This window comes from Flavobacterium sp. OHVDL-2026-0007, assembly GCF_059882335.1.
The window spans coordinates 44272-68342 of record NZ_CM187612.1 but is presented as its reverse complement, the minus strand read 5'-3'; the positions used below and the strand labels follow the sequence as shown (position 1 = coordinate 68342).

General features: G+C 31.5%; 22 protein-coding genes and 1 pseudogene. 18 read left to right on the top strand and 5 right to left on the bottom strand.

Annotated elements, in window-relative coordinates; all coding sequences use genetic code 11:
• Nucleotides 1–19: 19 nt before the first annotated feature.
• From serC to AC51AA_RS00290, 5 genes are all read left to right on the top strand, one after another.
• Nucleotides 20–1090 (top strand): 3-phosphoserine/phosphohydroxythreonine transaminase, encoded by a 1071-nt coding sequence (gene serC / locus AC51AA_RS00310; protein WP_500703749.1) that lies wholly within the window; start codon nucleotides 20–22, stop codon nucleotides 1088–1090.
• Between the two features lie 98 nt (nucleotides 1091–1188).
• Nucleotides 1189–2139 carry a D-2-hydroxyacid dehydrogenase gene (locus tag AC51AA_RS00305; RefSeq protein WP_500703748.1) on the top strand — a complete coding sequence of 317 codons (951 nt, stop codon included), beginning with the start codon at nucleotides 1189–1191 and terminating at the stop codon, nucleotides 2137–2139.
• 107 nt (nucleotides 2140–2246) lie between these two features.
• Complete coding sequence (locus tag AC51AA_RS00300) at nucleotides 2247–2804, top strand: DUF937 domain-containing protein (RefSeq protein WP_500703747.1); 558 nt, start codon at nucleotides 2247–2249, stop codon at nucleotides 2802–2804.
• A gap of 254 nt (nucleotides 2805–3058) precedes the next feature.
• Nucleotides 3059–3502: a DUF6146 family protein gene (locus AC51AA_RS00295; protein WP_500703746.1), complete on the top strand. Its 444-nt coding sequence runs from the start codon at nucleotides 3059–3061 to the stop codon at nucleotides 3500–3502.
• A gap of 32 nt (nucleotides 3503–3534) precedes the next feature.
• Nucleotides 3535–3837 carry a DUF6787 family protein gene (locus AC51AA_RS00290; protein ID WP_500703745.1) on the top strand — a complete coding sequence of 101 codons (303 nt, stop codon included), beginning with the start codon at nucleotides 3535–3537 and terminating at the stop codon, nucleotides 3835–3837.
• On the opposite strand, the gene AC51AA_RS00285 is transcribed toward AC51AA_RS00290, so the two are convergent.
• Nucleotides 3834–4130, bottom strand: a complete 297-nt coding sequence (locus AC51AA_RS00285) for a hypothetical protein (protein ID WP_500703744.1) — start codon at nucleotides 4128–4130, stop codon at nucleotides 3834–3836. The two genes, AC51AA_RS00290 and AC51AA_RS00285, sit on opposite strands and share 4 nt — an antisense overlap.
• A gap of 272 nt (nucleotides 4131–4402) precedes the next feature.
• Here AC51AA_RS00285 and AC51AA_RS00280 point away from each other — a divergent pair, with 272 nt between their 5' ends.
• Together AC51AA_RS00280 and AC51AA_RS00275 are read left to right on the top strand one after the other, a co-directional pair.
• Nucleotides 4403–5068, top strand: coding sequence for an ABC transporter ATP-binding protein (locus AC51AA_RS00280; protein ID WP_500703743.1), 666 nt, complete (start codon nucleotides 4403–4405; stop codon nucleotides 5066–5068).
• Between the two features lie 75 nt (nucleotides 5069–5143).
• Nucleotides 5144–5650: pseudogene (locus AC51AA_RS00275) on the top strand (DUF2400 domain-containing protein); the annotation flags it as partial.
• Between the two features lie 26 nt (nucleotides 5651–5676).
• Here AC51AA_RS00275 and AC51AA_RS00270 read toward each other — a convergent pair.
• The 3 genes from AC51AA_RS00270 to AC51AA_RS00260 all read right to left on the bottom strand — a co-directional run bounded on the left by AC51AA_RS00270 (nucleotide 5677) and on the right by AC51AA_RS00260 (nucleotide 9576).
• Nucleotides 5677–7434, bottom strand: coding sequence for a recombinase family protein (locus AC51AA_RS00270; RefSeq protein ID WP_500703742.1), 1758 nt, complete (start codon nucleotides 7432–7434; stop codon nucleotides 5677–5679).
• Between the two features lie 71 nt (nucleotides 7435–7505).
• Nucleotides 7506–8915 carry a hypothetical protein gene (locus AC51AA_RS00265; protein WP_500703741.1) on the bottom strand — a complete coding sequence of 470 codons (1410 nt, stop codon included), beginning with the start codon at nucleotides 8913–8915 and terminating at the stop codon, nucleotides 7506–7508.
• Between the two features lie 382 nt (nucleotides 8916–9297).
• Nucleotides 9298–9576 (bottom strand): helix-turn-helix domain-containing protein, encoded by a 279-nt coding sequence (locus AC51AA_RS00260; protein ID WP_500703740.1) that lies wholly within the window; start codon nucleotides 9574–9576, stop codon nucleotides 9298–9300.
• Between the two features lie 163 nt (nucleotides 9577–9739).
• Between AC51AA_RS00260 and AC51AA_RS00255 the strand changes: the two genes are divergently transcribed.
• From AC51AA_RS00255 to AC51AA_RS00225, 7 genes are all read left to right on the top strand, one after another.
• Nucleotides 9740–12910, top strand: a complete 3171-nt coding sequence (locus tag AC51AA_RS00255; RefSeq protein WP_500703739.1) for a helicase-related protein — start codon at nucleotides 9740–9742, stop codon at nucleotides 12908–12910.
• Nucleotides 12911–12913: 3 nt separating this feature from the next.
• Nucleotides 12914–13687 (top strand): DUF4391 domain-containing protein, encoded by a 774-nt coding sequence (locus AC51AA_RS00250; RefSeq protein WP_500703738.1) that lies wholly within the window; start codon nucleotides 12914–12916, stop codon nucleotides 13685–13687.
• Complete coding sequence (locus AC51AA_RS00245; RefSeq protein ID WP_500703737.1) at nucleotides 13677–15416, top strand: DUF262 domain-containing protein; 1740 nt, start codon at nucleotides 13677–13679, stop codon at nucleotides 15414–15416. The genes AC51AA_RS00250 and AC51AA_RS00245 overlap by 11 nt, the downstream gene beginning before the upstream one ends.
• Before the next feature lie 5 nt (nucleotides 15417–15421).
• Nucleotides 15422–17275: a site-specific DNA-methyltransferase gene (locus tag AC51AA_RS00240; protein WP_500703736.1), complete on the top strand. Its 1854-nt coding sequence runs from the start codon at nucleotides 15422–15424 to the stop codon at nucleotides 17273–17275.
• A gap of 2 nt (nucleotides 17276–17277) precedes the next feature.
• On the top strand, nucleotides 17278–20298 hold the full coding sequence (locus AC51AA_RS00235; protein WP_500703735.1) for a type III restriction-modification system endonuclease: 3021 nt from the start codon (nucleotides 17278–17280) through the stop codon (nucleotides 20296–20298).
• A gap of 77 nt (nucleotides 20299–20375) precedes the next feature.
• A complete protein-coding gene (locus AC51AA_RS00230; protein WP_500703734.1) occupies nucleotides 20376–20807 on the top strand; it encodes a hypothetical protein in 432 nt (143 codons plus the stop codon).
• Nucleotides 20807–22072 carry a hypothetical protein gene (locus AC51AA_RS00225; protein WP_500703733.1) on the top strand — a complete coding sequence of 422 codons (1266 nt, stop codon included), beginning with the start codon at nucleotides 20807–20809 and terminating at the stop codon, nucleotides 22070–22072. Before AC51AA_RS00230 ends, AC51AA_RS00225 begins: the two co-directional genes overlap by 1 nt.
• On the opposite strand, the gene AC51AA_RS00220 is transcribed toward AC51AA_RS00225, so the two are convergent.
• Nucleotides 22069–22350 carry a helix-turn-helix transcriptional regulator gene (locus AC51AA_RS00220; protein ID WP_500703732.1) on the bottom strand — a complete coding sequence of 94 codons (282 nt, stop codon included), beginning with the start codon at nucleotides 22348–22350 and terminating at the stop codon, nucleotides 22069–22071. The genes AC51AA_RS00225 and AC51AA_RS00220 overlap by 4 nt on opposite strands.
• 130 nt (nucleotides 22351–22480) lie before the next feature.
• Between AC51AA_RS00220 and AC51AA_RS00215 the strand changes: the two genes are divergently transcribed.
• From AC51AA_RS00215 to AC51AA_RS00200, 4 genes are all read left to right on the top strand, one after another.
• On the top strand, nucleotides 22481–22804 hold the full coding sequence (locus AC51AA_RS00215) for a hypothetical protein (protein ID WP_500703731.1): 324 nt from the start codon (nucleotides 22481–22483) through the stop codon (nucleotides 22802–22804).
• An 18-nt stretch (nucleotides 22805–22822) separates the two neighbouring features.
• Nucleotides 22823–23134, top strand: a complete 312-nt coding sequence (locus tag AC51AA_RS00210; protein ID WP_500703730.1) for a hypothetical protein — start codon at nucleotides 22823–22825, stop codon at nucleotides 23132–23134.
• 130 nt (nucleotides 23135–23264) lie between these two features.
• Nucleotides 23265–23873: a recombinase family protein gene (locus AC51AA_RS00205; RefSeq protein ID WP_500703729.1), complete on the top strand. Its 609-nt coding sequence runs from the start codon at nucleotides 23265–23267 to the stop codon at nucleotides 23871–23873.
• Nucleotides 23874–23878: 5 nt separating this feature from the next.
• Nucleotides 23879–24040, top strand: a complete 162-nt coding sequence (locus AC51AA_RS00200; protein ID WP_500703728.1) for a hypothetical protein — start codon at nucleotides 23879–23881, stop codon at nucleotides 24038–24040.
• The last annotated feature ends 31 nt before the right edge of the window (nucleotides 24041–24071 follow it).

Here is a 24071-nt window from a genome sequence, read left to right as displayed (position 1 = left end):
TGGACTATTAACAACAACCATGAAAAAACACAACTACAGCGCAGGACCAAGTATTTTACCTCAAGAAGTTTTTGAGCAAGCATCAAAAGCTATTTTAAACTTTAATGATTCAGGACTATCTATTTTGGAGATTTCGCACCGAAGTAAAGATTTCGTTGCCGTTATGGACGAAGCTCGTTCCCTTGCTCTAGAATTATTAGGCCTTACAGGAAAAGGATACCAAGCTCTATTTTTACAAGGTGGTGCCAGTACAGCATTCTTAATGGCTCCTTACAACTTGATGAAAGAAAACGGAAAAGCCGCTTATTTAGATTCAGGAACTTGGGCAACTGCTGCCATAAAAGAGGCTAAGTTTTTTGGAGAAACTGTTATCGTAGGATCTTCAAAAGAAGAAAATTACAACCATATTCCAAAAGGATACGCAATACCTAGTGATGCTGATTATTTTCACTGTACAAGTAACAACACGATTTTTGGAACTCAAATGAAAGAATTCCCTGCAACGAACATTCCTGTTGTTTGCGATATGAGTTCTGATATTTTCTCTCGTGACCTAGATTTCTCTCAATTTGATTTAATCTATGCTGGCGCTCAAAAAAACATGGGTCCTGCTGGAACTACCTTGGTAGTAATCAAAGAAGATATTTTAGGAAAAAACGGAAAAACAATTCCTAGTATGTTAGACTACGCTAAACATATTAAAGCAGAAAGTATGTACAATACTCCTCCTGTTTTCGCTGTATATGTTTCGTTATTAACCCTACAATGGATCAAAAATAAAGGTGGAGTTGCTGCTGTTGAAAAATTAAACAACGCAAAAGCAGCTTTACTTTATGCTGAAATTGACAGAAACCCTTTATTCAAAGGAGCAGCTGCTACTGAGGATCGTTCGAATATGAATGTAACCTTCTTATTGAACAATGCAGATCATACTGCTACTTTTGATGCGATGTGGAAAGAAGCTGGAATTTCAGGATTGCCAGGTCACCGTTCAGTTGGTGGTTACAGAGCTTCTATCTACAATGCTATGCCAATCGAAAGTGTTCAGGTTTTAGTTGACGTAATGAAAGCACTAGAGAGCAAAGTATAAGCAATACTACTTTGTATTAAAAAAGAAAAAATGATAACATATGTTCATCCTCTAATCTTTGCCATTGCAGGATGAAACACATAAACACACAACACAAAATGAAAGTATTAGCCAATGATGGAATTTCTAAAAGTGGAATTCTAGCTTTAGAAAAAGGTGGATTTGAAGTTATAACTACAAAAGTAGCTCAAGAACAAGTAGCTAATTTTGTTAACGAAAACAACGTAAGCGTAGTTTTGGTTCGTAGCGCAACTAAAGTACGTAAAGATATTATTGATGCTTGCCCTGGATTAAAAGTTATTGGTCGTGGTGGTGTTGGTATGGATAATATCGATGTTGATTACGCTAAAAGCAAAGGGATCCATGTGATCAACACTCCAGCTTCTTCTTCAGAGTCTGTAGCAGAATTGGTGTTTGGACACTTATTTAATGGTGTTCGTTTTTTACATGATTCTAACAGAAATATGCCTTTAGAAGGAGATACTAACTTTGATGGTTTGAAAAAAGCCTATGCAAATGGTACTGAATTAAGAGGTAAAACTTTAGGAATTGTAGGTATTGGTCGTATTGGTCAAGCTACAGCAAAAATGGCTTTAGGTTTAGGTATGAAAGTAATCGCTGCCGATAGCTTTATCCCTACAGTAGACGTAAAAGTAGAATTTTTTGATGGTCAATCTATCACTACTACTATCGTTTCTCAATCATTAGAATCTTTATTCAAAGAAGCAGATTTCATTACTTTACACGTTCCTGCTCAAGATGGTTATATCATTGGAGAGAAAGAACTAGAAATCATGAAAGACGGAGTTGGAATCGTAAACTGCGCTCGTGGTGGTGTTATTGATGAAGTAGCTTTAGTAAAAGCATTGGATTCAGGAAAAGTTTCTTTTGCAGGATTAGACGTTTTTGAAAACGAACCAAAACCAGAAATGGCGATTTTAATGCATACTAAAATCTCATTAACTCCACACATTGGAGCCGCTACTGGTGAAGCACAAGATAGAATTGGAACTGAATTAGCACAACAAATTATCACCCTTTTGAGCTAATCAAAACAGTCTTAAATAATTAAGGAGAGGTATTTATTACAAGGGTAATAAATACCTCTCTTTTTTTTATTAAATTTGATACATCTAATCTTAAAAAACTCTACATCATGTTTGATCAATTAACACAATTAGTACAGCAATACGCAGGTGATGCGGTTACCAATAACAGTGCGATCCCAAATGAAGACAATGAAGCTGTAGTAAACGAAACAAGCTCTTCTATATTCGCTGGACTGCAAAAAATTGCTTCAGAAGGCGGAGCAGAACAACTAGCTGGTCTTTTTAGTGGAAAAACACCTATCGACAGTTCTAACCCAGTAGTACAACAGCTTACACAACAAGTAACAGGAAGTCTTGGTGAAAAATTTGGATTAAGCAGCGATACCACTTCAGGCTTAGCAGCCAGTGCCATTCCACAAATATTAAACTCTTTAGTAAATAAAGCTAAAGATCCAAACGATAGTAGTTTTCAAATTTCAGATATCATAGGCGCCATTGCAGGAAACAGCGGACAAGCTTCAGGTATTATGGACACCATTTCAAAATACGGTATGCAATTTGGATTGGACCAAAATGCAGATGGAAAAGTAGACATCAGTGACGCCATGGCTTTGACCAAAAGCGGAGGATTAGGTGGCTTACTAGGTAAACTATTTGGCAAATAAACAACAAGAAAAAGGCAATCAAATTAAACTGCTAAACAAGGAGTTTACTACAACACAAAATAGAAAAAGCTGTTTACTGTATATCGGTAAACGGCTTTGTTTTTTCTCAAAAAAGCTAAAATGGCAAAGCTTTTGCTATTCTTTAATTCAACTAAACTAAAAAAAACGCTTCAATCAACACTCTTAAAGCTATTGTTAAATAGTAAAAGATTCTCCTGATTTATTCGTAAATTTAAGTTTGAATTCAAAGTACCATGAAAAAAATCATTTGCATATTAGTCCTATTGTTGACGATAGTCGCCTGTTCAACTGCCTCAAAAAGCACCAAAACTACAGGATTTACTGATCCTAAATCATCTCTAGGGGTAAACGATACCGTACGAATTAAAAATGATTCCTTACAATATGAAGTGATTATTATAGACAATGGCTTTAGCACTTGGTTGGCTTCAAGAGCACTTCCTAGAAACTACTATACCCAATCCTACTTGGAAAGCAAAAATCAAATGTTTGTAACAGAATGGAACAGTCGTGTGGCACAACCACAACGTTTCAATCCTAGTTTATACGAGATGACTATCGACTATAGCCCCAACATCAATTATGGCTATGAGGTCAATTATCTCATTTATAATTATATGATTTACTTTCAAAACACCTACAAACAAAAGCTTGCTGGCTATGTCCCTTTGAGATAATGTTCTTATATTTGTAATCATTATAAATAGAAATGAATAAATTAAAACAGCGCTGGGGAATTACTTCTAATCTACAACTCACCCTCATATTTATTGTATTTGCCGTCACCGGTTCCACTTCAGCTTGGTTATCGAAACCGTTTTGCGTTTGGTTAGGTATAACCAAAGAAGATTTCGGATTTTGGTTCACTCTGATTCGTTTGGTTGTCATTTTTCCAATTTACCAGGTGTTATTAGTGGCCATCGGAACCCTTTTTGGACAATTTCGATTCTTTTGGAACTTCGAAAAGAAAATGCTCAACAGTATGGGGCTTGGCTTTTTATTCAAAGACTAAATTTCTTTATTTTCTTTTTGAAAATAATAGGTATAAATCCAGGTTAGGGTAAAAGAAGGAATCACATCGGTAAAAGGTATTATCTCTTCCACAAAGGTTAAAATTCCTGCTATCTTCCCTACTCTTCCTTTATACATTCTGGTCATTAAAAAAGCCCCAACAGGTGCCCAAACCACATCCGAAAACTCACCCAGAAAAGGAATCGTAAACGAAAGCATCCCTATACCATCAAAAAGCAACCCCAAAAGAAGCTTTTTCATTTTATCGTCTCTTACTAACAATTTATCTTCCATTTTAGCTACTATTAAAATTTGAGTTACTTCAAATATAAGGCATTATAAGCTATTTACTTATATTCTTATCACTATTTCAGCGATGTAGGACTCACAAATCAAATTTCGTTCCTAAATTGTATAACCAGTAGAACACCTCCTTTTAAGCCGTTTCATTTTAATGATTTACTTTTGCTTCCTGGCAGTTTATCCCAAAAAATGTTCCCAAAATTCTGTTATAACTCATTTTAATATCGATTTAATCTTTGTTTCTTTGTAGAAACAGTTTCAAAATGATACACGCAAAAAACATACATAAATTCTACGATCAACTTGAGGTTTTAAAAGGAGTTGATTTGCACATTAAAAAAGGAGAAATTGTTTCAATAGTGGGCGCTTCTGGTGCAGGAAAAACAACTTTATTGCATATCTTAGGAACACTCGACAAACCGTCAAAATCAAAAATGGATAGCTCGTTGATTATAAACGGAGAAAATATCTTAGACCTCAATGATAAAGGCTTGTCAAAATTCAGAAATCTCAATTTAGGTTTTATTTTTCAATTTCACCAGCTCTTACCTGAGTTTACCGCTCTGGAAAACGTATGTATTCCTGCTTATATCGCAGGTAAAAAACAAGCAGAAACTGAAGCAGAAGCCAAAAAATTATTAGACTTTTTAGGCTTATCACATCGTATTGATCACAAACCTAATGAACTTTCGGGCGGTGAACAGCAACGTGTGGCCGTAGCAAGAGCCTTAATCAACAAACCAGACGTCATCTTCGCCGATGAACCTTCTGGAAATTTAGACACCCATTCTGCCGAAAATCTACATCAATTGTTTTTTCAACTTCGCGATGAATTTGGACAAACTTTTGTCATTGTAACCCATAATGAAGAGTTAGCCAACATGGCCGACAGGAAATTAGTCATGTCCGATGGACAAATTCTCTCTTAATATTTTTAAGACAGTCACATTACTCCTCATGGCTTACACGTAAAAGTTCTCTTTTACACTAAAAATTTTACCCAAATGACCCCATCAGAGCTTAAAGAATTTCTTGACGAAAAAGTCACTCAATACAACAATCTTGATTTTATTGAGAGTGACCCTGTTCAAATCCCTCACTTATACACTCACAAAGAAGACATTGAAATAGCTGGTTTCTTAAGTGCTACTATTGCTTGGGGTAATCGCAAAATGATTATCAAGAATTCGCTTCAGATGATGGATTTAATGGGTAATACACCCTACGACTTTGTGATGTCTCATACGGAGGAGGATTTAGCACGACTTGAAAATTTTGTTCATCGCACCTTTAATGGAAATGATTTTGCTGGTTTTATCAAAGGCCTACAGCACATTTATACAAATCATCAGGGTTTAGAAGCTCTTTTTGCCAAAAACCAAGAACAACACAGCTTGCAAAAAAGCATACACGAATTCAAAAAGGCCTTCTTTGAAATCGATCATTTAGCCCGAACACAGAAACACATTTCAGACCCTTTGAATAATTCGGCAGCCAAGAGAATCAATATGTAGATACAGGTAATTAGGATGTTTAATTAATCAAATAAAATTAGTTCACTTGGATTTAGCTGGATACCATCATCTCCAAGCATAGAGGATACGACATTGGCTCCTTCATAATCTACTAAATCTACATTTTCATCAAAAGGAATTCCTTTAAATTCATAAGTAGCTTTTAAATCTTCAATGTCTTGAGTAAGTTGTTCTTCTGAAAGAGCTTTTTCTCTATAATAAAAACGCCATATCCAATCTAGAGCTTTCCAATTTGTCATAAACAAAGATTTCTCAGAATAGTTTTTATATTTTATTTCTATAGAGTAATATCCAGATTTTTCTTCTTTAGTATGCTTTATTACAATAGTTTCAATTAGTGAATGTACTAAACGCTTTATTTCAGCAAATTGAATATCATCAGTATATGTTTCTATTAAAGTTTTAGTTCTTGAATTTCTTGTTTCGTTTTCAATCTCTAAAACTTTCATCTGTAAGTCTTCAATTTCAGAATTTATTTTTATTCTTTTTGCTTTAGATGATTTATAGTCATTTATGAAAGTTTCATCATCTTCTAATTCAGGGTCTTTTAGTAATTTTGCTAAACGGTCAATTTGTTTATCAAGTCCAATTAGTTCGTTCTTTTTTTGTTCTAATTTTTGTCTAAGCGGAATAGATAAGTTACTTTTTGGAGCTTCAATCAATAAATCTTTTAAGTTTTTTGTTTTAAATAGATGATGAATAATAAAATTTTCAAGTTTAGGAAGCGAAATTGCTCGACTTTCATTACAATTTTTGTGTGGCGGTCTTTTTCCTTTACATTTATATGAGTTGTCATTTCCTTTAGGTCTTTTTTTTCCCAGAACTTCATTGCCACAATGTCCACATATAATTATTCCATTTAATAAATAATTATACTCTGCTCTCTTCCCAACATTTTTAATGTTTTTAGGGAGATTCTCGTTTACTTTATCCCATAATTCATCTTCAATTATTTTTACATTTATTTTCACATCAATTCGTCTATCAATATCGCCCTTATTCCATACTCTTATCCCTTTATATATAGGATTTCTTAGCATGTCATGAATTACATTTCCTCTCCATTTTACATTGCTTTTTTCAAATTCTGTAATATTTTTTGTGAATTTATTTTTCCTGTTTATTTTTCCTTTAAATCTATTAAATTTTGTTGGTGCTCCTTCATCGTTTAGGATATTGGCTATCGTATAGCTACCAATTCCTTGAAGTGATAAATCGAACATTTTACGGACGTACTGAGCTTCTTCTTCAAAAATTTTAAAATTGTTTTCTTCATCACGTTTATAGCCGTACGGCTTCATACCATGTGTTTTACCTTTTAATGTTTTGTTATGATTGGCTAGTTTTACTTTTCTAGATGTAATTTTAGCATAGTACGAATTGACTAACGACATCAATTTTGAATTAAAAACACTCTCATCATTAGTCAAGTCAAATTCGATTCCATTTGGATAATATTTACATTGATGAGTTATGCATTCAGCTGAAAAAATATCCCAAACTATTGAATTACGCTCAATTCTTGACTGGTCAATACAATAAATATTTGTTATGGTTCCTTTTTTTAAGTCAGACATCATATCAGCTAATGATGGTCTATCCTCAATAGCCAAAGTTCCGCTCATTCCTTCATCCACATAAAATCTATATTCCAAACCCAATTGATTAGCCAATTTTAGACCACCCTGTTGCTGGGTTTCTATTGAATAATCGGTTCCATCGACTTTATTTTTGGATGTACGACAATAAATAGCAAGCATATAAATATTTTTTAACGAAGATAATAAAATGTTTAAAAAGGGTAATTAAGGTAGCAAAAAATATTACTTATTTATTCAATTTTTATAAGTGGTATGGCTCCAAGTCGTTCTTTTAATATTGATTGCATAATTTTCAGTGTTGCCTTCTCATGTTCACTTGGAACCAATAGTCCATCATGCAATGTGTAAGGTACAATATTATTAAAAACCAACTCTTTACAAATTTCATCAATAAAAATTTTACTTTCTATTTTCTGAAGTTCTATAGCAAAATTTGCATGATTTTCTTTTTTTATCTCTGCTATATGAGCATAAATAAGAGGGAATTCTTGTTGAAATATTTTCTTTACTTCTTTATTATGAGGATTTTCAGAATAGGCAATTTTCATCCAAATTTCTTTACATTCATTTCTACTTAGACCATAAAGACCTTGCAACCATTCATACCACTTTCCAGATGTGGTAATTGAGAAATAATTGTCAATTTCGTTCAATAAAGCTTCTGAAGCATTTTTACGATATGATTGAAGTAAAATATTAAATAATACAGGTTGGGAATTAGAAAGGTCTAAATAGCTCATAGCATCGTAACCAACAAGGAAAGGTCTCAAATCTGAAGCCATGTTAGTTAGATTGGTATCCAATCTTTTGTTTTTAGAATTACGTTTGAAACGGAGCGTTTTATTTAGACTCCCATTGTGAATTGCATTTATGCTTGAAATACGGGAAGAATAGCGTTTGAATGCAGAAACTTCTTCTTTACTGTTTTTAGCTTCAGATAACTCCTTTAAATAACGATTTTCACTATGTTCAATTGCTTCTTCATATTGTATTTTCAATCCTTTTCGATAATGGCTCCCCATTTTTTTTATATGCTTTGGAGCATTATTGATATAGGTAGAGTCCACCTCATAATCCTTGGTCAAAAACTTCTTATTTGTTTTTGTAATCGGTACTTTAATTCGGTACCATGTATTGAAAATCCTATTTTTTTGATTGACACTAATTCCTTTAATAGCATGGCTCTCCAGCGATATTTCAATGTTATCTCGTAAACAATAGGTATCTATAACCTCTCCTATAGATTCTACTGGAATATCATTTTCCCTACATAAGGAATTGATTTTAGAAATGTAGGTTTCATTTGATTGTAGATAGTAGTGTGTGGTTCTATTGTCAAAATAAAAGTCTTTCCAAATTACATTATGAATTATTAACCATGTAATATAATTATTGTAATCATTTCCATATTTTGGTTTAAGGAATCTTGAATCCATTGGAATGCAATGAAAACCATAATCATCATCTAAATTTCTGTTTTGATTAGATTTTGATAGTATTTCATTAATGATTGACAATCCAACAATGATTTCAGATTCTTTATTGTCTTGTAATGGTATGTGATGTGCTGTTAAAAATAGTACTTCAACTACTTCTTTAGGAAGTAAAAAACTTCTGTATTTTGTGTATTTAACACTCATAAATATAGTATTCTCTCTTTGTTATTTCTCTCTCTCATTGTTTAGGCTGGGGAGAGAACCAAATGGAGCTACCATTTGGAACCCAGCTAACGGTATTACTACCATTATTAATAAATATACTAAACATGAAAAGAATTGTCAATACTTTTAAAAAAAAACTATTATTTATTTGTACCAAACTAAACAATTAAGCCGTTATATACCTCCCTTATTCCCTCACACACTCCTGTAAAAGCGAGTCATCGATTGATACAAATCATCGATTCTAGCCCTTCAACTGCCCTTTTTAGTCAATTCTCAATCTAATATTATGAAACTGTGTTCAAACTCCCTATATTTTTTTACATTTGAAATTATTTAACCTATAATATCACTTACCCAATTAGTTAATCCTAACCAAACTCTCCATCAACTCAGATTTTTTATATAAAACCCTGTTGCCAATTCCATAGGCTATAATTTTTCCTTTTTTTGTCCAATTCCAAAGACTAGTCAGGCTAATTTTAAGTAGTAAACAAGCTTCCTCTCTGGTCAATAACTCATCAGGCTTTTCAATAGAGTTATTTTTTCTAAATGCTTCCAATTGTTCATCTACAACTTTCCTAATCAATTCCTCCAAATCACTGGGAGCCAAATTATGTAACATGATTGCGTTTTCCATTTGTGAATTTTTAAATGAATATACTATTTAATTAAAACTCTGAATTTTAATAACTTAATGGTTTGTTTCCAAAAAAAACAGAGAAAAATTCAAAAAAACATACAAAACACACTACATTTATATGCTTACATCCAAAAAATTATTCTCAATTTTAACCTTGATAATGAATATTATAGACAACAAAAGTAGATTACTACTTGAAGAACTTCAGACTTTAATCACTCCAAATTCAAATATTTATATAAGTTGCAACCATTTTACAGCATTTGCCTTATTTGAATTAGTTGACATGTTCTCGAAGTCAAATCAAATTCATTTACTGTTGAGTAATAATTTTGATGCTGAAGATGATTTTCGATTTATTCAAAATGAAAAGGAAAATAAATTAAACCTTTTATTAGACCGAAAGTACCGAATAAACCAAGTGCTTGGGCTAATTGATGATAAAATTCAAATTAGAAAAGGTGGAATTGGTAATCAAAACATTCTGATTGTGGAAAATGATGGGATATCTAATTGTTTCTTCTTAACACCTTTAGACCTTGATTCAGTATGTTTGGGAACTATCAATGATGAGAATTTAATTTTTATAAATAACATTGAAGACATTCAAAATCAATATCTGAATTATTTTAATGGAGCGTGGAACAGTAGCAAGATTGTCTTAAATGATGCAGTAAAAGCATTATTAGAGAAAGGAACCAATACTATTTCAGCAGAAGCAATTTACAAGTACAGTATTCGTGAAATATTTCATTACTCAACAGTAAATGAAAGAGCCGATGAAAAGTTAGAAAAAACAGGATTTAAAAATTCTAAAATTTGGAGTTTACTTTACAATTTCCAGAAGGATGCCGTAATTGGTGCCATTGATAAAATAGAAACTTATGGTGGTTGTATCATTGCTGATTCTGTTGGTTTAGGAAAAACTTTTGAAGCTTTGGCAGTAATAAAATATTACCTTTTGAGGAATGACCAAAGGGTTTTACTTCTTGCACCTAAAAAACTAAGAGAAAACTGGACGGTTTATACCCTCAACGACAAGAGGAATATACTTGCTGAAGACCGTTTAAATTTTGATGTTTTAAATCATACCGATTTGACCAGAGAAAGAGGGAAATCAGGTGATATTGATTTAGAGACTATCCATTGGGGAAATTACGATTTAGTTGTTATCGATGAATCCCATAACTTCAGAAATAATCCCAATAAAAGGGATGGAATGACTCGTTACAAGCGTTTAATGAATCAGGTGATAAAAGCGAATATCAGAACAAAAGTATTGATGTTATCGGCTACTCCTGTAAATAATAAAATGAACGATTTGAAAAATCAAGTCGCTTTTATTACGGAAGGGAATGACCGCTATTTTAGTCAATATGGTATTGATAGTATCAGTCAGGTAATGAAGGATGCCCAAAGAAAATTCACCTTATGGTATAGAAATGGAGACCCAAACAATCTTGATGTCAATGGATTAATGGAAAGCTTGGATGGTTCCTACTTTAGAATATTAGACATGTTAACCATTGCGAGGTCTCGTAAACATATTGAGAAATACTATGACATGTCAGATATTGGTAATTTTCCAAATAGATTAATGCCAATAACTCTAACTCCCGAAATTGATACTAAAAATCAATTTAGCGATATAGGGCAAATCTATGATGAAATTAGTACCCTTACTTTAGCATCTTATACACCTCTAGCTTATGTAAGAGCTGATAAAAGAGAGGAATACGAAGCCAGATATGACATGGAAACAGGTACTGGAAGCGTTTTTAAGCAAGTTGACCGTGAGCAGAGTTTAATTTATTTGATGCGTGTAAATCTTTTAAAACGTTTGGAAAGTTCCATTCATTCCTTTGGATTAACGGTTGAGAAATTAATTAATTTTATAGATTCCAACTTAAAACAAATAGAGAATCATCAATCTGGAACTTTGGATTTTGATTTAGATATCAACAATATTGATATTGATGATACTGATTTAGAAGACCTATTGGTTGGAGGTAAGACCAAAGTATTGATTCAGGATTTAGACAATATTGCATGGAAGCAAGACCTGAAACAAGACAAGGCTGTTCTGGTTAAATTAATGGGAAACATCAAGTTGATTGATGTGGAACGAGATGCTAAATTACTAGAGCTTAAAAATATAATTGAAGAAAAACTACATAACCCAATCAATGATAATAACAAGAAAGTAATTGTATTTACGGCTTTTGCTGATACTGCAAATTACTTATATAACGAATTACACGATTGGTTAAAAAAGGAACACGGTTTAAATTCTGCTTTGGTTACTGGTTCTGGTACTAATAAGACCAATATGCCAAAGTGCAAAACCGATTTGAATACCATTTTGACTAACTTTTCTCCGTTGTCAAAAAAGAGAGCTGAAATTTATCCTGATGAGAAAAATCAAATAGATATTTTGTTTTGTACCGATTGTATTTCTGAAGGTCAAAACCTTCAGGATTGTGATTATTTAGTCAATTACGATATACACTGGAATCCAGTTCGTATCATTCAACGTTTTGGACGTATTGACCGTATAGGTTCCAAAAATGATAATATCCAATTGGTGAATTTTTTCCCAAGTATGGAGCTAGATAGTTTTATAGATTTGGTGGCTCGTGTTCAGGGAAGAATGGTTATGCTAGATGTTTCTGCTACTGGAGAAGATAATATTATTTCTCAAAATAGTCGTGAAATGCAAGATTTAGATTATCGCAAGCAACAATTGAAACAACTACAAAATCAGGTTATAGACCTTGAGGATGTTCACGGAAACATATCAATTACGGATTTAACCTTTAATGATTTTAAAATAGATTTAGAGAAAAGCACCGATTCTGAATTAGAAGAATTGAAACACATACCAAAAGCATCATACGCAATAGTTAAGTCAAATCTTGAACATGTTAAACAAGGTGTTGTTTTCTGTTTAAAAGGCAATAGTGAAGACTTTGCTTCTAAACTTAAAAATAATATCTTATACCCTTTCTTTTTGGTTTATATTAGTGTTGATGGTACCGAAATCATCAAAGCTTCCCAAACCAAAATCGCTTTAGACTATTTTAGAAAATTAGCAATGGGTAATGATAGAATCATTCCAGAATTAATTGCCGAATTTGACAAAGAAACCAAATCAAGTAAAAAAATGGAGGTTTATGCCAATCTTCTAAAAACCGCTATTCAAGAAGTGATTGGTGTACAGGAAGAAGTAGGACTGGATTCATTGGCTACTGCTGGTGGAACTAGTTTAGTGAGTTCAGTTATTAATCAGGAAGAAAATTTAGAATTAATCAGCTATCTGATTATTAAATAAGCGATGAGTTTTAGTTACAATAAAATACTAAACATACCTGATAGAGCAATTATCAGCAAGAAAATAAGCAAAGCGTTCTTTATAAGAAACTTTGAATTGAGTTCTGCTGACAAAAAAATATTGAATGAAATTATCATGATGGAATGGTTAGCAACTATTAAACCATCCAACTCTAATATTGCTTTATTCCAAAATGAAATCTATATTTTCGAAGAAATTCAAGTAATGATTTGTACACTATCAGGAAGTATTTTAAAAGGTACTATTGATAAAGTGACTAATTTATTCCAGAAACATATTCCATATCCAATTGTTTTGGTGATTGAAAATGCTGATGAATTTGTAGTAAACGTTTGCGACAAAAAAATAAATCAAAATGATAAATCAAAACGAACTATTGAGGCATTTATCAACTCACCCATTGTTTCAAAATTATACAAAAATGAGTTAGTCGATGCTTTTTTTAAAGGGTTGGATTTTGCAGTATTAGACAAAACTAACTTAGAAACAACCTATAAAAATTACACCAGTACTATTGTGCAATTTCAAGCAGCAATGGTTACGGGAACCTTCAACAAACGAAGTTCAACAAGAACCGAAGATGACTTAAAACATCTGGAAACAATACAAAGAATCGAAAAAGAAATCATTACTTTGTCAAACCAAATTAAAAAGGAGACACAACTCAACACTAGAGTTTCCTTAAATGTTGAAATCCAGAAAAAAAGAAACGAAATTGAAAAAATTAAAATAAACATCTCAAGAAATGAATATTAGTAAAGAAAATCTAATTAAACTATTTAATACAGGTACAAACCAATATTTAATACCTTTTTTTCAAAGACCATATGTATGGAAAAAAGAAGATTGCGAAACTCTTTATGAAGATTTAATTGAGACTAGAGAAGAAAATAAAGTAAATCCACAAAAAGAACACTTTATTGGAACAATTATAACAAAAAATAGTCTTTCAAGTACGCAAATGACTGCTCAATATGATTTAGTTGATGGTCAACAGAGAATGACAACATTTTCAATATTAATTAAAGCTTTAGCTAATAGCGTTGACATGAGTCAAGAAAACGCTCAAAATCTTTTCGAAAATTTAAATAGCACACTGTTTTTTAAAGATGCGTATGGAAAGATTCATTATAGAATAATTCATAACAGATTGGACAGGAAATCTTTTGATTTAATAATGCAATCTGACGGAAATAATGATGATATTTTAGATACTACTAACAGTAAAATTGTAGATACTTATTTATATTTTAGAGAAAAATTTAGCCCGTTGACAAATGAAGAAATTCTTAATCTGAATTTCACATTGCTCCATAAATTTCCAGCAATCAACATGGTTTTAGAATTACATGATGATGAGCAAGAAATTTTTGACACGATTAATTCTTTAGGCGTAAAATTAACAACTTCAGAACTATTGAAAAATTACATTTTTAATGATACTGAAACTAAAAACTTATATAAAGAATATTGGGAAGATGTATTTGAAGCTGATGAAGAAACGGTAAAATTTTGGAACACTAAAAAAACAGCTGGTAGAGTTTATAGAGAAAACATAGATGTATTGCTTTACTGTTATTTACTTATAGAAAAAGAAAAAGATGTTTCGTTAGAACATTTGTTCAAAGATTATAAGGGATGGCTAAGCTCAAAGAATTTTGAAGAGAAAAAACTGTTTTTAGAAACCTTAAAAAATTATGCTGAAATTTATATTAATTTACCTTCAGGTACTGAGTTAAATAACATGCGTTTTAGCGATAATGAAAAAAGGTTTTTTCATGTAATAGAAAATCTAAATATAACAACGATTTATCCGCTGATTTTATTTGTTTACAATAATATAACCGATTTATTTGAACGTGAAAAATGCTTAGCTTTATTAGAAAGCTATTTAGTACGCAGAGCAGTTTGTAGATTCACGACTAAAAATTATAATAATCTATTTATATCACTTATTAAGCAATTAAAAGAGACTGATGAAATGTCAATCACGGAAAGACTTTCTGGTATTTTACACGGTTACAATGAAGATACGAGCAAATTTCCAGATGATGAGGAATTCAAAACGGGTTTTGCTAATTCAGTTTTGAGTAATCAACATGCTAAAGAAATTTTGTTTGTTATAACCTTATTTCAAATTAATACCGTTTTGAATGATTTGACCGCTTTGTCTTCACAAGCTTTTTCTGTTGAGCATATGATGCCAAAACAATGGAAACAAAACTGGAACGATGTATCAACTAGAGATGAAATAAATCATAGAAACTTCAAATTGTTGACACTTGGAAATCTAACAATTATCACAAAAAATTTGAATAGTAAATTGCGTAATTCAGCATGGTTAAATAAAAAAACTATTTTAAATCAATTTTCGACTTTGCCAATCACAACAAAATATACTTCTTTTGATAGTTGGAATGAAATAAGTATTGAGGATAGAGCTAAGGATTTATCATCTTTATCAATAACAATTTGGAAAAAATAATGAAGATGCAAAAGATAAAAAAAGGAGACCATCTGACTCAAAGTTTAGATATAGTAAATGAGAATATTGCACGATTAAAGGAACTTTTCCCTGAAGTACTTACTGAAGGTAAAATTGATTTTAAAGTGCTACAAGATATTTTAGGCAATGAGATAGAAGACGAAGATGAATATTACCGTTTTACATGGGCTGGTAAAGCTCAAGCTCGTAGAGAAGCCCATAAACCCAGTACAGGAACATTACGACCTGCAAAAGAAGAAAGTGTAAATTGGGATACAACCGAAAATTTATACATCGAAGGTGATAATTTAGAAGTCTTGAAACTACTTCAAAAAAGTTATGCTAGTAAAGTGAAGATGATTTATATAGACCCTCCTTATAATACAGGAAAAGACTTTGTATATAAAGACAATTATAAAGACAATCTCAAAAATTATCAACAGATTTCAGGTCAAGTAGATAGTGAAGGTAATAAGCTTACTACCAATTCAGAAAGTGACGGACGTTATCATTCCAATTGGCTAAATATGATGTATCCTCGTTTGCGATTGGCACGCAATATTTTAAAAGATGATGGGATGATTTTTATAAGTATCGATGATAATGAAGTAGAAAATTTAAAAAAAATAGGACATGAGATTTTTGGAGAAGAAAATTTCATCACTTGTATTCAATGGAAACGAAAAAAGGAAATATCAAGTGATTCTAAAAATGTAGCTATACAAGGAGAATATATATTAGCATATGGAAAGTCAAGTTTAACTTCATTAAATAGTGAGTCTCTATCACAGGATTACATTGATAAAAGTTATAAAGAACCAACAAAAGAATTTATTGAAGGCAAATGGAGACCAGTACCTATTACAGTTTCTATGGGGCTTTCTGGAGGCGGATACTCTTATCAAATTACAAATCCTAATGGCACGACACATAACCGATTATGGGCATATCCAGAAAATAGTTTTAATGAACTAGTTAGTAAAAAGTTGGTTTATTATGGAGCAGATGGTTGTGGTGTTCCACAAAGAGTAATCTATGCCCATCAAAGCAAAGGTCAACCTACTACTAACTATTGGGATAACACCGCAACTAATAAACAAGGAAAAAAACAAATACTGGAATTATTTGAAGGTGTTAATGTTTTTGATACTCCTAAACCAACTAATTTATTAAAAAGATTAATAAAGTTAATTTGTATTAAAAATGATATTGTTCTTGATTTTTTTTCAGGGTCAAGTGCATCGGCACATGCTACTTTTGAATTAAATAATGAAGAACTAAATAATTTAAGATTTATTCAGGTTCAACTTCCAGAATTAACCGATGAAAAAAGTGAAGCCAATAATGCTGGATATAAAACAATAGCTGAGATTGGCAAAGAACGTATTCGTAAAGCTGGAATAAAAATTGCAAAAGAAAATCCTGAAAAAGCAAGAGATTTAGACTTAGGTTTCAAAGTTTTTAAATTAGATAGTTCTAATATTAAGGGTTGGGATGGCAATCCAGATAATCTAGTAGATAATTTATTTGATTCTCAAGACAATATTAAAGCAGGTCGCACAGAAGAAGATGTATTGTTTGAAATATTATTAAAATACGGCCTGGATTTGACCTTACCAATCGAAGTAAAAATCATCGAAAGTAAAAAAGTATTTAGTGTTGGTTTTGGAGCCTTGTTTATTTGCCTTTCCGATGGAATTACTAGTAAAGTAGCAGAAGGAATTGGAGCTTGGAAAGAAGTCTTAAAACCAGAAGTATGTAGAGTTATCTTTAAGGACTCAGGTTTCGGTGATGTTGAGAAAACAAATTCAGTTCAAACTTTGAAGCGCTTTGGTATTAACGAAATTAAGAGTATTTAAGAATGAAAATACAATTTGATAGTACGTTAAACTACCAGCAAGAAGCCATTGAAGCTATCGTTGATATTTTCAGTGGACAAGAAAAATGTGAATCTAATTTTACGGTATATTCCCCAGAATTTTTAGCAAAACAGCAGAATCTGGAATTTACCGAAATTGGTTATGGAAACCGATTACTTTTAACAGAAGGACAAATTCTTGAAAATACGCAGAGAATTCAATTGTCCAATGGATTAAAACCTTCAACTAGAGCTGAAATAGATAGAAAAAAATTAGATTTTACCATTGAAATGGAAACTGGTACAGGTAAAACTTATGTTTACCTGAGAAGCATAGTTGAACTGTATAAAAAATATGGTTTTTCTAAGCATATCATTGTAGTTCCTTCAATCCCAATTAAAGAAGGGGTTTATAAATCACTACAAATTACCAAGGAGCATTTAAGAGAATTGTATGATAACATCAACTACAATTTCTTTGTTTACGATTCCAGTAAATTAAATGAAGTGAGGGATTTTGCAACCAATGACCGTTTAGAAATTATGGTCATCAATATTGATGCTTTCGCAAAAAGTTTTGACAAACCAGAAGACGAAAAGAAAACCGCAAACATAATTCACAGATACAACGACTCATTAGGATATAAACCTTTGGATTTAATTAGAAATACTAATCCAGTCGTTTATATTGATGAACCCCAAACTACAACAAGTACAGAAACTCGAAAAAGAGCAATTCAAGGGCTAAACCCGTTAGCAGTAGTAAAATACTCAGCAACTCACCGCAAAGACGAGAAAATTAACATGATGTACAAGCTTGATGCTGTAGATGCTTATGAAAAGAAGTTGGTTAAACAAATTGAAGTTGGTTCGGTACAAACTGAAGGAATCAACAACAATGCTTACATCAGATTGGTTGAGGTAAAAGTCTCAAAAGGTTTTCCAGTAGCAAAGTTGGAACTGGATATTTTTAAAAACGGAAGTATTTCGAGAAAAATGGTTCTGGTAAAACAAAATGAAGATTTAGAACAAATTACTGATAGAGCTGAATACGAAGGCTACATTGTGAAAGATATTTATGCCGTAGCTTTAAATGAATATATCGATTTTACCAGTAAAGACGAAGTTATAAAGCTAGGTGAAGCCATAGGAAATGTGGATGATAAGCAAATAAAAACCGCTTTAATTCGCAAGACAATTGAGGAGCATTTAAACAAGGAATTAGTATTGAACCCTCAAGGAATCAAAGTACTATCATTGTTTTTTATCGATTCTGTTAGCAAATACCGTCAATATGATGAAGATGGAAATGTTGCCAATGGTGAATATGCTGAAATTTTCGAAAAAGAGTATTTGAAGTTAATAGCTAAACCAAAATACGCTAGTTTATTTGGAGAGATAAATGACGTTGATGTTGAGGTAAATCAAGTTCACAACGGTTATTTCTCTATTGATAAAAAATCTAAAAAAAGCAGTTCTAAAGATAAATACGAATACTTTAAGGATACAAAAGGAAACACCAATGCAGATGAGGACACCTACAATCTTATCATGCGTGACAAAGAAATGCTTTTGAGTTTCGATTCAAAATTACGTTTCATTTTTTCGCATTCTGCCTTAAAAGAAGGATGGGATAATCCAAATGTATTCCAGATTTGTACTTTAAAAGATGCTGGTGGTTCCGAAATTAGAAGAAGACAAGAAATAGGTCGTGGATTACGTTTGTGTGTAAACCAATTAGGAGAACGTGTATATGGACATGAAGTGAATACTTTAACGGTTATGGCAACGGAAACCTATGCTGAATTTGTAGATAATTTCCAGAAAGAGATTGAAAAAGAAACAGGTATCAAATTTGGTATCCTTGAGAAACATAGTTTCGGAAATATTGTAGTGGAAATTAATGACGAGGACACAGTTTATCTAGGTCAAGAAAAATCAGAAGAACTCTTCAAACATCTTATAAGCCAAGGTTATATTGATGAAAAGGGAAAAGTTCTAGACAAGCTGAAAATTGATTTAAGGGATGAAACTGTTGTTATTCCTGAAGAATTTAAGGAACACGTACTAAATCAAATCATCAACACATTAAAAGAAACTGCTGGAAGACTTGAAATAAAAAACCAAGCAGATAAAAAATTAGTGACCGTAAATAAAAGAATTTTAGACAGTCCAGAGTTTAGAGAACTATGGGAAAAGGTAAAATTTAAAACTACATTTTCGGTAAACTTTGATTCTGATTCTTTGGTTAAAGAATGTATTAATGCTATCAATGACCGTTTAAAAATTACTAGAGGTAAACTAATTTATACTAAAGCTTCTATCTCAATTAATGCTGGTGGAGTTGATGCACAAATAAGCCCTAATAGCGAGACTACAAGTATCAAAGATGAGGTAGAAAGATTACCAGATATCGTAAGCTACCTTCAGAATGAAACACAACTGACCAGAAAGTCAATTGTAACGATTTTGACTAAAATCAATAAATTGGATTACTTCAAAATCAATCCTCAAAAATTTATTGAAGGCTGTATTGACATCATCAACGAACAAATGAACTTGCACATCATTGATGGAATTAGCTATAAAAAAATTGGGGATGCAGAATATTACAGTCAAGAAATGTTTGAAAACAAAGAGCTTTTTGGTTATCTAAAAAGCAATTTAAAGGAGAGTTCAAAATCTCCTTACAATTATGTTGTTTATGATTCCAATGTAGAATCAAATCTGGCAAAGCAGTTTGAAAATAGTGATAACATATCTGTATATGCGAAACTTCCAGATTGGTTTAAGATTGATACCCCACTTGGAACATACAATCCTGATTGGGCTATCATGTGGAAAGACCAAGATGATGAAAAGCTATATTTTGTTGTAGAATCAAAAGGTAGTACAGGGCTATTTGACTTAAGACCAAAAGAAGCTGGAAAAATAAAATGCGGAGAAAGACATTTTAATGCCATTGGAAGTAAAATGATTGTTGCTACTGAATTGGCAGATATTGAAGATTATGCTCTAAACTAGAAATAAATTCTTATAAATTAATATTTAATTCATAGATTTGGACAGCACTAAAAAACATAAATAGGAAAATTCAATAAATGACATTCGATAAAATAATTAAAAATCCAAACTGTAATTGTCTAGAAGATGCTATTGAAGACAGTACTTCCAAATTCGCTTTGAAAACAAATAAGGCTAAAATCGCTGAAGCAAATTTTCAAAGTAAATGGGAAAAGGGGGATGATAATCATACCGAATGTAAAAAAGTTTGTTCAAAAAAAGGCGTTTCGCTTAGTGCCATTCATCCAGATGATAGTAATTTAAATGATGTTGTCGATATTTATAAAAAAATATTCCCTCTTGCTCCTGGATATAAACCTGTTTGTTCAATTGTAACTTTAGGGGACAAAAATGGCTTAGTGAAAAGTACTCCAAGCCAAAATAATATGTTCCATCATGATTTTTACAAATGTGATGCATTTGATATAAGTAAAATAAATTATATAGGTTCAATTCCTCTTAATGAATAATGTTTAAAATAGAAGGACATAAAACGCTTATTAAGGATTTACATAAAATTGTAAATAACAAACTTGTGCTTTATAATGATGGAGAATATGATATAATTTACACTGGAACCAATAGTTTTGGTAATAGGATTTTATGTTGCATAATGTTTGATGATGATGACGAAGGATTTCTGAGATTTATAAATGCTTTAATTACTGAAATTCAGTATGAAGAGTTTATGAATAAAAAATTATCGCTTCTAAACATTCTACAAACAAACGATAGTTTTTTTATTGTTGATTATGATTATGGATTGAGAGAACTGAGCAGTAATCTAGTTAATTTGGATGAAATACCTAAAGAGTTCCATCCTCTAGAAAATTCTTTCTGTCCTGATATCATATTTGAACCTTCTTTTAATTACTCTGTTAGCATGCAAGGTGGTTTAGCTGATGAACATAAAATTTCTACAAAAAGCTTAATTTCGGTAAGTTCCTCGTTTAATGATTTTTTAAAATCCTCAACAGAGTTTATTAATGAATTGGACTTCGAGAGAGTTGTGTATGTTGAAGCTTTAAAAACAGGTAGTTTTAAAATAAATTTTAAAATAGAAGTTTCAGAACCAATACAAACAAGTCTTTTAGACTTTCCAAAAGAAGAAATAAATTTATTTCTTAATAATTACTTTAACTATGTTTTCAATCAACTTCCTAACGAAAATGTTGATATATTTCAAAAAGATAATGTTGATTCGGAAAAATTTAAAACACTGGAAAATGAGCTTAAAGAATTGTATGACCGAAAAGGAATTACTCCAGAAGCTGGTGTAGAACATAAATTAATTGATTTAATTAATTATTCCATAGATGGTTTAAAAAACATCGAATATAATAGTGATTTTGAAAACATTCAATTTATTAACATATCTGATAATGGAGACGAAATACCTTTTGCATCAATTAATGATGAATTGGTCTTTACCATTGATGAAAGACTTTTCAATTTAGACGAATTCAAAGCGGAAGATATAATTCTTATAGATGAAAAACCTAAAGATTATACTTTCCAAGTTTTTTTATTCAATACTGATACAGGAAATGGAAAAGCTTATTTTGTAGAACCTAATGATAGTATTCATAAAATTTCTGTATATGCAAGGGGGAGAGAAAATTACAAAAATACCACTCTAACACAAAGTTTACATGAACGACTTCCTTTTGACTTTTTAGGAGTAGGTAAATTTGTTAACGGTAGTTTAAAATCGATTACTATTAACTTGGATTAATTTTCTTTAGCACTCAATTTTTCAAGTCCTTTCTTAATTAGGTCTCTAGCTTCATCAATTTCACTTTGTACAACTAAATTTCCTTTAGTTGGAACAAACATTTCTCGTATATCCACATCTAAGCCTTCAGCTATTTGCAATAGCAAATGTATTGTCGGTAAATTCTTTTCCGAATTTATATTACTTATCGTAGTCATCGAGACCCCAACTTTTTTTGCTAATTCTTCACGGCTCACTCCTTTTTGAGCCATCAATTCCTTTAATCTTAAAATTTCCATACTTATATTTTTTACAAATATAACAAAAATAAAGTGTCACTTAATTTTTATAAAATAAATGAAGTATTATTTGCTTTTTAATCAAGCTATGCTTTACTTTGCATTGTATTAATAAAGTAAAACTTGATTTATGAAAGCAACTGAATTTAAATCTGAAATTAAAGACATCAAAGAAAATTTGAGAGGTTTAACTCTTCAGTTGGTTACTAGAAATGGTTATAGACCATATTTTAACTTGAAAGAATTTGGTAATGCAATCTTAGAAGAAGAGAAAAAAGGAAATGATTTCAGAATTAATCAAGTTTGGACTAAAGCAGGAATCGTTGGAGCGAAATCAATTAAAGCTCTTACTGAATTAATCAAAACAGAATCAGTAACTGCTATACAATTTGAAAGTTTTTTCAATTGCAGTACAACAGAAGAATACATTAGAAGCTTTGGAGCATTAGATTAACAATTAAAAAAAGAAAACATGGAAACTACATCAAGAACAATGGAAATAGCTCAAACAATTTTAGACCAAATTAAATATGCTGATAGAAGTGCTTTAATGGCTTGGGGAGCTAAAAACTTTTCAGCAATTAACGAAAGTAAAGATTATGAAGGTGGGTTGGCTTTCCAAATCAATGGTTTACTTCACCAAGGCTGGGTAAAAATTTGTTTAAGATGGGTTGATGATTACACAATAATATTCATCAACAAAAATCGTGAGGTCGTTAAAACTTTTGAAGGTGCTTACTGTGATATGTTGGTTCCTGTTATAGATTGGATTGAAGGTAAGTAATCTTCAATCCTGTGCAAAATTAGGTTATACTTTATACTTGAATGGCACTGTAAAACTTAAGCTCAATAAATTCATTAAAAAAACCGTGCAAAATATACCATCCTAATATTGCACATAAAAAGAATAAATTATGATTAAAGGTAGGTATGTCAGACAAAGTACTAGTGGGCAAAAAAATTATCGCCAATTGGCAATAGCCCACCCAGAAGAAAAATTATTTATTGATATTGTTAGTGGTTCTGTTCCATTTAGTGAAAGACCCGCTGGGAAAAAACTTATTGAGGCTGTTGAGGCTGGAGAAGTGAATTACGTTTCATTCCACGCAATAGATAGAGCTGGAAGGTCAACCATAAACGTGTTACAAACACTAAAATTTTTCTTTGATAAGGGTGTGATTGTTAAGATTGATAATTTAGGTCTTGAATCTATGATTAACGGTAAAGCCAATCCAGTATTTAACCTAATTACGACTATCCTTTCTGAGCTTTCGAGTTTGGAAAAATCGTCCCTTCTTGAAAGACAGGCTGAAGGGATAATTCAAGCTCGTTTGAGGGGGGCATATAAAGGGCGTCAAAAAGACACCTTTGAATCGGATGATGTAATTTTAGCTAAGCATAAAAAGGTGGTAAAGGAGTTAAAAGCAAATCCAAATTTATCATTAAGAAAAATTGGAACCCTAACTAATGTTTCTCCCAATACTGTTAAAAAAGTCATTTGTGTTCTTCAAAAGCAAAATTAGAAGCTATGCAAATTAAAATTCAACATCAAGAGGATAAAATTCACTATACTTTTAAAGTGAAGGATGCTGATAAGCTTACATCTGCTGATGTAAATCGGATATGTATTAAAATGTGGGTTAAAGCCCTTTTTGTAAATGGCAAGTATTATAATTTACAAAAGGGTTAATTTTTTACAAAATCTATTCTTCTTAATCCAT